The organism is Mesotoga sp. Brook.08.YT.4.2.5.2., assembly GCF_003351125.1.
GTDB lineage: Bacteria > Thermotogota > Thermotogae > Petrotogales > Kosmotogaceae > Mesotoga.
Map to the genome: position 1 here is coordinate 48,021 of NZ_JPGZ01000016.1, position 12,789 is coordinate 60,809.

8 protein-coding genes are annotated in these 12,789 nt (G+C 48.2%); 6 read left to right on the top strand and 2 right to left on the bottom strand.

Going from position 1 to position 12,789, the window contains the following annotated elements; genetic code table 11:
• The first annotated feature begins 417 nt into the window (after positions 1-417).
• The 5 genes from Q502_RS05565 (at position 418) to Q502_RS05590 (ending at position 7,545) form a co-directional block, all read left to right on the top strand.
• Positions 418-879, top strand: coding sequence for a MarR family winged helix-turn-helix transcriptional regulator (locus Q502_RS05565; RefSeq protein WP_099830008.1), 462 nt, complete (start codon positions 418-420; stop codon positions 877-879).
• On the top strand, positions 879-3,104 hold the full coding sequence (locus Q502_RS05570) for an ABC transporter ATP-binding protein (protein WP_099830007.1): 2,226 nt from the start codon (positions 879-881) through the stop codon (positions 3,102-3,104). Before Q502_RS05565 ends, Q502_RS05570 begins: the two co-directional genes overlap by 1 nt.
• The gene (locus Q502_RS05575; RefSeq protein WP_099830006.1) at positions 3,101-4,975 is read left to right on the top strand and encodes an ABC transporter ATP-binding protein; all 1,875 of its coding nucleotides are present in this window, start codon (positions 3,101-3,103) and stop codon (positions 4,973-4,975) included. Before Q502_RS05570 ends, Q502_RS05575 begins: the two co-directional genes overlap by 4 nt.
• A 1,677-nt stretch (positions 4,976-6,652) precedes the next feature.
• Positions 6,653-6,937: a DUF6922 domain-containing protein gene (locus Q502_RS05585; protein ID WP_133117327.1), complete on the top strand. Its 285-nt coding sequence runs from the start codon at positions 6,653-6,655 to the stop codon at positions 6,935-6,937.
• Complete coding sequence (locus Q502_RS05590) at positions 6,901-7,545, top strand: nucleotidyl transferase AbiEii/AbiGii toxin family protein (protein WP_099830001.1); 645 nt, start codon at positions 6,901-6,903, stop codon at positions 7,543-7,545. Before Q502_RS05585 ends, Q502_RS05590 begins: the two co-directional genes overlap by 37 nt.
• A 586-nt stretch (positions 7,546-8,131) precedes the next feature.
• Here Q502_RS05590 and Q502_RS05600 read toward each other — a convergent pair.
• On the bottom strand, positions 8,132-9,121 hold the full coding sequence (locus Q502_RS05600) for an NAD-dependent epimerase/dehydratase family protein (protein WP_099829999.1): 990 nt from the start codon (positions 9,119-9,121) through the stop codon (positions 8,132-8,134).
• The gene (locus tag Q502_RS05605) at positions 9,118-9,603 is read right to left on the bottom strand and encodes a MarR family winged helix-turn-helix transcriptional regulator (protein ID WP_099829998.1); all 486 of its coding nucleotides are present in this window, start codon (positions 9,601-9,603) and stop codon (positions 9,118-9,120) included. Before Q502_RS05605 ends, Q502_RS05600 begins: the two co-directional genes overlap by 4 nt.
• Before the next feature lie 120 nt (positions 9,604-9,723).
• On the opposite strand from Q502_RS05605, the gene Q502_RS05610 reads away from it, so the two are divergent.
• Positions 9,724-11,811: an RND family transporter gene (locus Q502_RS05610; RefSeq protein WP_099829997.1), complete on the top strand. Its 2,088-nt coding sequence runs from the start codon at positions 9,724-9,726 to the stop codon at positions 11,809-11,811.
• Positions 11,812-12,789: the final 978 nt, after the last annotated feature.

Sequence of the window (12,789 nt, forward strand, 5' to 3'; positions counted from 1 at the left end):
AATGAGGTTAGAGGTAAGAAGATCAAGATCTCTTCGCTCTTCGAACCTCTTTCCTCTGGCCTCTTACATCCCCTCTGACCAAGAACCTGGACGCACAGCGTCGGAACTAAGAACTGCTCTTTTTTCGCTTTTCCAAGGACGGGTCCATGCTCTTGGACGAAGTACGAGGGACGGTTCTTCCCGCGCTTTCAGCTCTTGCCAGACCCTAGACCCCAACCCCGAGACCCGTTTTGCCTCGGCACGAGAGATCGCGTAGCTGAAAAAACCGCTCATGTTCTCGCAAAGTTTACGAACTTTCTTTCTTTCTTCGTAGACACTGGCCGTTTATTGCAGTACAATATATTTCGCATACGAAATATTCGGACTCTGAGTATTCGGACGCGAAAGTTCTGATAATGTAAGAAGAAGGTGGTTCTGTTGGAAGAAAGCTCAAGAATAGAAGAGATGCTGACAGCGATCAAGCGGATCGTGTCTCTCATAAAGCAGAATTTCGAAAGGGATTTCAAGAAGATGCACGTAACCCAATCCCAGATCCTTGTTATGAGAGTGCTCAACCAATACGGCGATATGAAGATGAGCGATATAAGCAGGGAGCTAGATCTCTCAAACAGCACGGTGTCGGGGATAATCGACAGACTCGTCGAAAAGAAGATCGTCAAAAGAAAGAGAAGCGAAGAGGACAGGCGAATAGTTATGATAAGTCTTGCGGAAGAGTATTGCAAACCCGTGAAGAAACAGCTCAATGCCTTTGCCCTTAAGATGAGAAGGACATTGTCTACGGCAACTGAAGAAGACCTTGATTCTATCATGCAAGGGCTTGAGAAGCTGGAGAGGATACTCGAAGAATCGCAAGAATCCGAAGAAAGAGGACTAAGCTGATGCTCAAACTTATAAGATACCTTAAACCCTATACTGTCTTCATCATCGTTGCGGTGGCGCTGCTCTTTGTTCAGGCAATGGCAGAATTGGCCCTTCCAGATTACATGTCGAATATCGTAAACGTCGGTATTCAGCAGGGCGGTATCGAAGACGCTATTCCTGAGGCCATAAGCAAAGAGGCCTTCGATAATGTCTCGCTTTTCATGAGCGGAGAAGAGAGGCAACAAGTCCTGAGCTACTACGATCTTATAAACAAAGACTCGGCGACTTATGAAGAAAACCTCAAGAAGTACCCTTTGCTGGAGAGCAAAGATGTTTACGTCCTGAAAAGTGAAGAGATTGAAGACCGACAGGCTCTCAATCTGCTCTTCGGCAAAGCCCTCATGGCGTATTCTGGAATCAAGAACGGCATGACCGGGGCAGCTGGGACCTTTTCGCCCCCGGACGGCTTCAACATCCCCGAAGGTGCAAACGTCTTCCTGCTGCTGCGGCTCATGCCGGAGGCCCAGAGGCTCGAAATGCTAAGTCAGGTTGACAGCATGGTCGAAGTCATGGGTGAAAACATCGTCAACCAGTCGGGTGCACTTTCCGTGAAGGAAATCTACGAGGAGCTTGGCGTGGACACCGAAAAGTTGCAGAGCGGCTATGTGCTCCGCACCGGTTTAGTCATGGTTCTCGTGACCTTGCTTAGCGCGCTGAGTACCATCATGGTCGCCTTCATCGCCTCGAAGATAGCTGCCGCCTCGGCGAGATCGATGAGAAGAGACGTTTTCGAGAAAGTCGAAAACTTCTCGAACTCTGAATTTGCAAGATTCTCTACGGCTTCGCTCATAACTAGAACGACAAATGATATTACCCAGATACAGCTCGTGATTGTTCTCATAATTAGAATGGCATTCTACGCCCCAATCATTGGTGTCGGAGGAGTCATGAGGGCTCTCGAGAAGAGCACCTCCATGTCCTGGATCATAGCGCTCGCCGTCATCATAATGCTAGGCCTTGTGGGAATCGTGTTCGTCATAGCCCTTCCAAAATTCAAGAAGATGCAGAAGCTTATCGATAGGCTGAATCTCGTTACAAGGGAACACCTCTCCGGCCTCATGGTCGTCAGAGCCTTCAACACCCAGAAGTTTGAAGAAGAGAGATTCGACTCCGCGAACAAGGACTTCACAAGAACCAACCTATTCGTAAACCGGGTGATGGTAGTGATGATGCCGGCGATGATGTTTGTTATGAACGGGACCATGCTCCTCATCGTCTGGGTGGGCGCGCACCAGATAGAGGCTTCGACGATGCAGGTTGGAGACATGATGGCCTATATACAATACGCCATGTTGATCATCTTCGCCTTCCTCATGTTGACGATGATGTTCATCATGATCCCAAGGGCCTCCGTTTCGGCAGGTAGAGTCTCTGAAATCCTAGAGGTTGATCCCCAGATAAAAGACCCCAAGAACCCGAAGAAATTCGGCAGTGATTTCAAGGGAACTGTCGAGTTCAAAAACGTCTGCTACCGTTTCCCGGGAGCCGAGAAAAATATCCTGAACGACATAAGCTTCACAGCCCTTCCCGGACAGACGACGGCGATTATAGGCTCGACCGGCTCGGGAAAGTCGACTTTGCTGAACATGATACCGAGGTTCTACGATGTCTGCGGCGGCCAGGTGCTTGTTGACGGAATAGACATCCGGGAAGTGAACCAGCATGAACTGAGAGAAAAGATAGGCTACGTCCCCCAGAAGGGTGTACTCTTCAGCGGAACCATAGAATCCAACCTGAGATATGCCAATGAGACGGCCTCTGAAGAAGAAATTGAAAGGGCTGTCGAAATCGCCCAGGCCGACGAATTCATAACCGCGAGAGAAGAAGGATATGACGCAGCCATTTCCCAGGGTGGCGCGAACGTATCTGGAGGGCAGAAGCAGAGGCTTTCCATAGCTAGGGCGCTGCTGAAGAAACCGAAAATACTCCTCTTCGATGACAGCTTCTCTGCACTTGACTTCAAGACAGACGCTGCGCTGAGAAGAAGACTGAAGCAGGAAACGGGAGATAGCACGATGATAATAGTCGGCCAGAGAATTGCGACGATAAAAAACGCCGATCAGATACTTGTTCTTGACGAGGGCAACCTTGTTGGAATCGGCAAGCACCGCGAACTGATGAAAAGCTGTCAGATATACAGAGAGATCGCACAATCACAGCTTTCAGAGGCAGAATTAGCATGAGTAGTGATAACAGAGAAAAGGGTAGAGGTCATCGAGGTCGCGGCGGAGGTCCGATGGGCCCCGGCATGATGCGTGCGGGAGAGAAAGCCAAAGACTTCAGAGGAACGCTGAAAAAACTCGTTCAATACCTTAAGAAGTACCAGATCCTGATAATCATAGTGTTCTGTTTCGCAGCGGCCGGCGCTCTTTTCTCCATCATGGGGCCAAAGATACTCGGCACGGTGACAACGGAAGTCTTCGAAGGAATAATGGCCAAGATCACCGGAACTGGCGAAGGAATAAACTTCGACTCGATAGCTAGAACCATGTTTATTCTTCTCGGACTGTACGCACTTAGCGCTCTGTTTATGTATATCCAGGGATGGATAATGTCGGGCATATCTGCGAAGGTCACATACAAATTCAGGGAGGAAATCTCCCATAAGATAAACAGGCTTCCCCTCAAATACTTCGACAAGAGCTCCCAGGGAGATGTCCTGTCAAGGGTAACCAACGACGTCGACACCATAAGCAGAACGCTAAACCAGAGTTTGAGCCAGATCATAACGTCCATCACGACAGTAGTCGGGGTCACCATAATGATGTTCACGATAAGCTGGCAGCTCACGCTGATAGCCTTGCTAATACTGCCTGTCTCGATGGGACTCATCGCCTTTGTGGTTAAGCTGTCTCAGAGATACTTCAAGAAGCAGCAAGAGTATCTCGGAAAGGTAAACGGCCACGTAGAGGAGATGTACGGTGGTCACGTCGTCGTAAAGGCCTTCAACGGAGAAGAGAAAAGCATAGAAACCTTCGACAAACTGAACGCTGAACTGTACGACTCCGCCTGGAAATCCCAGTTTCTCTCCGGTATGATGATGCCTATCATGACCTTTGTGGGCAATCTCGGATACGTCCTCATAACCATAATGGGTGGCTGGTTTGCCGTCAGAAATATGATCACGGTCGGTGACATCCAGGCCTTCATACAGTATGTGAGGTCGTTCACTCAGCCTATCGCTCAGATCGCCAATATCATGAACGTCTTCCAGCAGACGGCTGCGGCAGCAGAGAGAGTCTTTGAATTTCTGGAAGAGGAAGAGGAAATACCAGAGACAACGAACCCCGTCAAAGGGGTTGATCATCACGGCCACGTTGAGTTCAGAAATGTCAGATTCGGATACGTCCCGGAAAAGACAATCATAAAAAACTTCTCCTGCGAGGTAGACAAGGGACACAATATAGCCATCGTCGGACCCACGGGAGCGGGAAAAACGACAATCGTCAAACTCCTGATGCGCTTTTACGATGTCACCTCCGGAGAAATACTCCTGGACGGCCACAACATAAAAGACTACACCCGGCACGACCTGAGAGAAAACTTTGGAATGGTGCTCCAGGACACCTGGCTCTACAACGCCAGCATCTGGGACAACATAAAATACGGAAGGCTTGACGCAACAGATGAAGAAGTACTGGCAGCGGCTAAGGCTGCTCATGTCGAGTCATTCATTCACACCCTCCCCGAAGGCTACAACCTCGTGCTGAACGAAGAGCAGAGCAACATCTCGCAAGGCCAGAAGCAGCTGATAACGATAGCCCGGGCAATCCTGGCAGATCCAAAGGTCCTCATACTCGACGAAGCAACAAGTTCAGTCGACACAAGAACGGAAGCCCTGATACAGCAAGCCATGAAAAACCTTATGAAAAACAGGACAAGCTTCATGATTGCCCACAGACTATCAACAATAAGAGATGCCGACCTCATACTCGTCATGAACGAAGGCGACATCGTCGAACAGGGAACCCACAAAGAACTTCTTGCACGTGGTGGGTTCTACGCCGAGCTTTACACCAGTCAGTTCGAAAGCGACTTTGTAGAGGCTGTATAAGCAAGAGAGAAATAAATCTCAACACTAAACCGATCCGGCGGGCGAAGTAGCCCGCCTTTTTCTATCTCTGACATGTTTCGCTCTCCCGAACTATAAACACTGTCATCCGTAGTGTTCGTGTACGAAATCTCGCCCTGAAGATCCGCTGCACGCTTAAAAACGGTGAACCCGCTGATCGCTGGAAGAGCCACTGTACGCTTTGATGAGAAGTCCTCCGTCAGCCGTCCAAGAGCAAGGACCCGTCCTCCGATAAGATCAATCGAGAAAGAGCAATGTCGAGCCGTTCGCTTCGCTCACGAGAAGACGAGAACTCTCCCCTCTGTCTCTTTCTCTCTCTTTATCTCGTACCTTCCCGCTCTTATGAAACAAGAACAAAGCTCCTAGCTCCTGAACGAGGAACTTGGGCGCAACGCGCCGGAACGATCTTTTGATACTATCGGAGAACGGCGAACCGATAACTGATAACCGTTTCTTATTCAACTCGCAACTTGTCACTTGCAACTGTTTCAAAGATCGAGATCCTGGCCTGGACCACGAGGATGACTTGAAGTAAGAAAAGACAGTCATCCCGTAGAGTCTGTTCTGAAAACTGCCTGTTCAGGCATTCTGTTTCAGGCACCCATTCAGATCTCCTATGCGGATCTCCCTTCTCTTTGCTATTCATAGTTTTGAATGGTTTCTCTCGAAGCGGAGCTTCATCTCAAACTCAAAGCGTCTTCTCGCTCTCCGGCTCCGGTCTTCTCGGATAAGGCACCCCCGAAAGAGGATAACCGTTCTTTTAATTCTTGCAACTTGCACCTTGGAACTTGCAACTGCTCTCTCCCTTCGGAGAACGGTGGACCGTTGACCTTTCTTCCTGCTGCTTTGCTCTACCCAGCGTACGGCCTTCAGCGTCTCTTTGATCTTCCCAGCGGGTCCATGGTCTACCCAGCGTTCAGCGCTCAGCGTCTCTTTGATCTTCGCCAGCCTTTCGTCCTGCGTAAGCAGACTAACGCTTTTTGCCTCCTGGCGCGTAAGCGTCAGCATCACTTTCGCCGGTGATCTTTCGGCGCATCACTTCCTGTGCAGCAGCATCACTTACCGACGAAGTCGGCCTCGCCTCGTAACGCTTTTCCAAGGACGGGTCCATGCTCTTGGACGTTGGACGACGGACGTCTCTCAATGCCCTTACGAGACCCGAGACCCAATACCCGAGATCCGGTTCGTACCAGGAACTTGGACACGAAGTGTCGGAACGAAGAACTTTTTGTGCAAAGCACCAGAATAATGAACTTCTCTCTTTGCGAAGAACCTGGACGCACAGCGTCTGAACTAAGAACTGCTTTTCTCCCGCTCTTCCAAGGACGGGTCCATGCTCCAGATGCATGTTGCAGAAATAGGGCATAGAGATTGTCAGACATCGGTCTTCTCGATGGACGGTGGACCGATGACCGACAACGTTGTTTTGAGCAGCAAGCAGCGTTTTTTCAAGCGGGCCTTTCAGCGCTCAGCGCGTTCTTGTTGTTAGTGTATAGCGCTTCTTACATGCGACATCCCATGCAGGTACCCTGAACAGGCGCATACATCAGGGCAGGCTCTACGAGATGGCGGTTGTGAGAGATCTCCACAGCAGGAGGTTTACAGGGAAGTTGGAAGGTTTGTGAAGCTTGAAATGATAGAATTGATTTGGTGAAGTATATGGCTCTAAACTTGCGGAATACATGTTTCTGGGATGTAAATGTTAGAGAACTTGATAAGGAGAAGGACAAGTTCTTCATCATCTCCAGGGTTCTGGAGTACGGAACGATGGAGGATGTTGTCAATCTTCTCTCTGAATATGACTCAGCCGAGATCGCGGGGGTAGTTAGAAGAAGCAGAATAATCGGCAGGGCGACCGCAAATTTCTGGAGCCTTATTCTGAATATTCCTAGATCGGAGATAATTAGATGCTTAGAAGCGGAAAACTCTCATCAAAGACGCTGAATCTTCTAAATATTCTTGAGAGTAAACTCACTGATTTTTATCTTGCAGGGGGCACGGCTCTGGCGATGTACTATGAACACCGTGTGAGTTTCGATCTGGATTTCTTTACAGCTCAGCCTTATTGGCCAGAAGTATTGCTGGAGTATTTGAAGCAGTTTGGTGTTTTGGTGGAGAAAGTAAGGGTTCAGACAGGGACCCTTGAAGCTGAAATTGACGGTGTTCGAGCAAGCTTTTTTGAATACCATTATGCACTAATTGAACCTTTCAACAAGTATGGGTCTCTGGATGTGGCTTCGGTAATCGATATCGCCGCCATGAAGCTTAGCGCTATCGCCGCAAGAGCAGAGAAAAAGGACTACTTTGATCTCGCAGAAATCCTGAAGAGAGAGTCTTCGGAAAGAGTTCTTCAAGCTTTTGTCAAGAAGTATGGTAGAGAAGTCGATCTGTACCATATAGTAAGGGCTGTAGCCTTTTTCAATGATGTAGAGGACTCCCCAGATCCATTAGGAGCAGTCCTTACCTGGAAAGAAGTCAAGCAATCTCTGAAAGTAAAAAGCAAAGAGCTATTCGATGTAGCGAAGAGCTTAGTTAGACTTGATCATAATTAAGTAAAGGCTTCTTCGCAATTTTTGCATATTTTCAGATCCTGAATGGTATCGCCTCACGGAGATTCTATAGAACTTGCCAATTGCGTTTGGAACAAGACAATGAGGGTCGTCGGCTGATAACCTCATTATAATGGATGTTCAGGAAGCCTCCCAATATAACTGTGGATGTTCAGGAAGCCCTTCACCTTGTCATCCAGTAGAGCCTGCCCCAATATGCTTCTGTTTGGGGTTCCTGTTCAGGGATTCTGAGGGGTCTCATCTGGCCCGTATCGCGCGCTCTCTAAACCCTATAGAGGCGACAGGAATGAGGTTAGAGGTAAGAAGATCAAGATCTTCCCGCTCTTCCAACCTCTTCCCTCTGCCTCTTACATCCCCTCAGACCAAGAACCTGGGCGCACAGCGTCGGATGAACGTCTCATTCAGGGGTGCTTTGGTTCAGCTCAACAGGATAGACGAAAAGGAATCAGAGAAAGATATTCAGAAGCTTTTTCTTCTTTTCAAGAATGGGTTCTCGTGCATTGAATAATAGATAAGACTGGAGTTTGCCAGGTGGGATGATCTACATCTGACCTGCCGAATTGAGCTTTCACCGCAGTTTTATCGTGCCGTACTCGGATAGCCATTCGACGGCGTCCCTTAACGATTCCGGGACCTTTCTGGGATTGTGGCCCAATACTTTCGTAGCTTTCTCGTGAGAATATTTGTAGTTTCTGGTGAGTGTGTGTACTGTATAAGGGGTGAAACAGGCTTTGGTCTTCGAGATCATGTAATACAGTGTGCTCAGGGCCGAAAGGACGTAAGCGCTAGTACTTTTCAAGAAGGTGTAGGTTTTCTTTCTACCGGTTATATGGTGCAGCATGTCCGTAAGCTCCTGTATCGTTACGCACTCTCCGCCGAGAATGTAGACCTCGCCAGGCTTTGCCACTTTCGAAGCTGCGATCTCCGAACTCACCACATCGCGGACATCGACGAAGTCGAAAGAGCCATCGATCCCGACTCTCAACTTACCGCTTGCGAAGAGCCTTATCATGTTTCCCATTTCGGAAAGCTTGTAGTCGAAAGGTCCTATGATTCCCGTAGGGCAGAGCACGACTGCGTCCAGACCTTCCCTGGCTGCAGTTAGTACGCTCAGCACGGCCTCGGCCTTGGATTTCCCGTAGACCCCGCTAGTGCGGGCCGGATTGAACGGCACGTTTTCATCTATTGTGCTTCCCGGCTCCAGCTCGGTGAAGGCATGAATAGAGCTTGTATAGATCATCCTTCTCACCCGCTGAACCTTGCACGCGTGAATCACGTTTTCCGTGCCGCCTACGTTGACGCTTCTCACCTGTTTCTTCATGTTGGGCATTATGGATATGAGCGCGGCAAGATGATAGACTGTATCGATTCCTTCACAGGCTCTGACCACAAACTCCCTGTCGCGTATATCGCCATGGAGTATCTCCACTCCCTCCTGCTCGATCATCGAGGTGTCTTCACCGGGCAGAGCAGCAGCCCTCACACTTTCACCGTGGTTGACAAGCTCTCTGACGAGAAGGTTGCCTACATGCCCCGTAGAACCGGTTACTAGTATCATGACTTATCAACTCTGCTCCCTTCATCGGAATTCACGAGTTCTTCGTCTATGACGATCCGAGTGATTCTTTCGAACCCTTCGGTGATTATCGCAAGGTCTTCGGAACCAACTTTCTTTATGAACGTGGAGATCAACTTGGAAAAGTTCGCCAAAAAGCTTTCAAAGAAAGCCTTGCCACGCTCGGTTAGTGTAATCATTATCACCCGTCTATCTTCTTCAGAACGGACACGGGCAAGATAGCCCTTGTTCTCCATATCGTCCACAAGAACGGTGATATTGCTCTTTGTCATCGAGTACTCCTTCGCAAGTGAGGACATGCTCCGGGGCCCTTTGAGCGCAACAAACAAAAGGATATAGAGCTCGATTGTCTTCATCTCTTCGGCCTCTATGGTGAAAGAAAAGAACTTTGTGAAGTTCCTGACCAGATCAAACACAGACTCAAGTATCTTTTCAGGACTTATTCCCTCGCCTTCTGCATTCATTGTGCACCTCCTGTGAAGTAATTATAACAGTCTAAGTAATTAATGGTTTAGATATTTTACTATACATAAACATAACTTTCAAAGAAATCATAGTACAATTCTTTAAAGGGGGCAATCCATATGATTAGCCGAAGGAACTCTATCCTAATAATAACTCTGTTTGCCGTCATCACGATTGTAATGGGGCTCTTCATTCTAAGAGTTGAAATAAACGTTTCAAGCGAATTTCTTCTACCAGAGAAATCTCCTTCGAGAGAAAACATGAGAATGATGGAGAATCTTTTCGGAAGTGAAAAGCAGATTATCATTGTACTTAAGACAGACGGTCTCTTCAAGGAAGACAATTCACTAATGATTTATGATTTCCTGCAAAAGCTCTCTACGATCGAGGGAGTGGTGGGTTACAACTCCTATCAGGATGCGGCAAAGATTAGTTTGATTGGTGGGACAAACGTCCAACCTTATTTCGAGAAAGGGATCCCCAAGGATAACGCTCGCGAGATTCTGCAGAACCCGCTCTATCTCGACAACCTTCTAGACGAGAATGGAGAGGTCGCGCTCATTCCTATAAATGTAACCGAGAGCGTAGATGTCAAAACGATCCTGAAAGTTGCAGGCGAGTCGCTGGAGGGCATGGAGTTCTACGCCAGCGGAGAGCCGATTATCGATGAAGAGCTCTACGGTTCAATACTGTCGCTCTTGGTTGTATATCCCCCAATTCTCTTCGGCCTAATCTGCTTCATCTACTTCCTGAGGCTCGGAAGCATTCGGGCAGCAGTCATCCCTTCGATTCTATCAATCATCGCGGCTGTCTGGGCCTACGGCTTCGGCGTGATGATAGGCTTGGATATCAACATTCTCACCTCAACGGTGGGTCTTTTCATAGTTATAATCTCCTCGTCTTATGGGCTCCATTTCGTAGATCGATACATCACTAACAGAAAGTTTCTGGATAGAAATCTCGCGTTGAAGCGAACCGTACATGAGGAGCTCATCCCCGTCTTCCTATCGGCGCTTACAACGGCAGTCGGCTTTCTAACATTCTTGGTGAGCAGTCTGGAGGCCTTCAGGCAACTGGGAATTATGGTCTCTATCGGTATTATGATGAGTTCGGCGCTCGTTCTCATAGCTCTTCCTGCCGCTCTCTATTTCATCGACCTCCCGGCGGTGAATAGAAGACTGAGGTTCAAGGGTCCGACAGGAGAGAAGGCAAAGAAGATTGAAATGGTTGCACTTATAGCTATAATTGCTTTCGCAGTCGTTTCGCCATTTCTGATTTCCAAAATCGAGCGGAACTTCGACCAATTCGACTATTTCGAGAAGAGTTCCTCAATCGTGAAATCAGCCGAAACCATAAAAGATGAGTTCGGCTGGAACATGCCTTTTTACGTCATTCTTGACAAGAACAGCCTCTACACAGGCGCAGATGCACAAATCATTTCGAACCTCATTTCCGACATTAACATGCTCGAAGAAGTCAGGGGCGTTTCATCCATAATGGATGTTTCCAGTGCTTTCGGAATCCCCCTTCCAATACTCCAGATAGCTGCTCGCAACGGCGATCTGCCCGTGCAGCAATATATGGTCGGCAATTCGCTGCGCTTACTCGTCAAGACTCCAAATACCGACGCAGTAAGCTCCCAGCGTCTCGAAGATGACTTGAAGGAAATTCTAGAGGATTATCAGCAGTATAGTCCTTACGTTGCTTCGCCGCTGTTGATAATCTCCGGGGTGAACAACGAAATATTGCGCAGTCAGGTAAGCACAATCTTATGGGCTCTAGTAGTCATCACCTTGCTCCTCATAGTCGTTTTCAGGTCATTCAAACTGGCTCTAGTGTCTGTCCTTCCGATCGCCTTGTCTGTACTCTTCAACTTCTCTTATATGGCGATATTGGGCATAAAGCTGGAAATCTCTACTGCTATCGTTTCCGGGGTACTTCTCGGAATGACAATAGACTACGCGATTCACCTGATCAACAGATTCATAGAGACCAAAGATATCTACAGGGCAAGACAAGAGGTCAGACCGGCGATACTTTCCAATACAATAGCTCTGGCTGCAGGCTTTTCATCGCTGGTATTTGCGCCTTTAAAGTTGTTCTCAGGACTTGGGTTGCTTCTCGCCATAGGAATGGTCACCGGCGCCATACTCACTCTCACAATCATACCGAAAATTGTCTCCAAATGGAAGATGTCAACGAATTGATTCTTCTTCATAAAATAGCGAGATGAAAGACAGACTGATGACGCAAGCGCCGGTAGCGTAGTAGGTACAAGGTTCCGGTGTGCCAAGATACGCTGAGCGCTGCTGAAGACAACGTTGACCGTCAACGGTCCACCGTCCACCGGAAAGAACAGTTCCAAGTTTCATTTTGTCAGTTGCAAGCAGAAGAAATAGTTGTCCGTTGTTGGTTCACCATTCTTCGGTAACCGAGACCCACCGCCCAGATTGTGACCAAGATCAAGTGAGGATGACAAAGTGAGTAAAATTAAGGGCATGCTTCAACGGTAAGACGCGTCGCCAGCTACTCGTTCTCAGTAGCATCAGATAATTGTGAATGGGTCAGTCGGTTCTTTCCGCCAAACCCCAGACCCTACACTCAATACCCACCCTGGTGATGCTATTGGAGCTGCTTTTTCTCCTTATTCTTCGTAGTCTCGAATATTGTTCTTCTCGAAGCGAAGCTTCATCTCAGACTCCGCATAGTTGAAAGCGGGCAATAGAGGAAAAATGGTTTTTCTCGAAGCGAAGCTTCATCTCAGACTCAAGGCGTCTTCTCGCTCAAAGATCCGCTGTATGCTTAAGAACAAGGACTCGCTGAGCGCTGTTCAAAACAACGTTGTCCGTCAACGGTCCACCGTCCACCGAGAAGACCGTTTCAAGAGACTTAGAGAGTTTCTTGGTTCTTGCTCTACAACTCGCAACTTGTCACTTGCAACTGTTTCAAAAAACGAGATCCTGGCCAGAAGCGCGTCAGGATGACGCGAAGTAACAAAAGACAGTTTCCCGTAGAGGTTGCCCCAAATCCAGTTACCTGGTCATCCCGATATGCAACTGATCAGGATCTGGTCTTAAAACGCTCCAAAGATCGCAATCCTGGCCTGAATCATGAGGATGACGTGAAGTAAGAAAAGACAGTCATCCCGTGATGAACTTGCACGGGGAGTATGTAAAAAAGATTGT

Bases quoted from the DNA above. Each gene is read 5' to 3' on its own strand.
- Q502_RS05570 (WP_099830007.1), top strand. From the start codon at position 879: ATGCTCAAACTTATAAGATACCTTAAACCCTATACTGTCTTCATCATC.
- Q502_RS05575 (WP_099830006.1), top strand. From the start codon at position 3,101: ATGAGTAGTGATAACAGAGAAAAGGGTAGAGGTCATCGAGGTCGCGGC.
- Q502_RS05585 (WP_133117327.1), top strand. From the start codon at position 6,653: ATGGCTCTAAACTTGCGGAATACATGTTTCTGGGATGTAAATGTTAGA.
- Q502_RS05590 (WP_099830001.1), top strand. From the start codon at position 6,901: ATGCTTAGAAGCGGAAAACTCTCATCAAAGACGCTGAATCTTCTAAAT.
- Q502_RS05600 (WP_099829999.1), bottom strand. From the start codon at position 9,121: ATGATACTAGTAACCGGTTCTACGGGGCATGTAGGCAACCTTCTCGTC.
- Q502_RS05605 (WP_099829998.1), bottom strand. From the start codon at position 9,603: ATGAATGCAGAAGGCGAGGGAATAAGTCCTGAAAAGATACTTGAGTCT.
- Q502_RS05610 (WP_099829997.1), top strand. From the start codon at position 9,724: ATGATTAGCCGAAGGAACTCTATCCTAATAATAACTCTGTTTGCCGTC.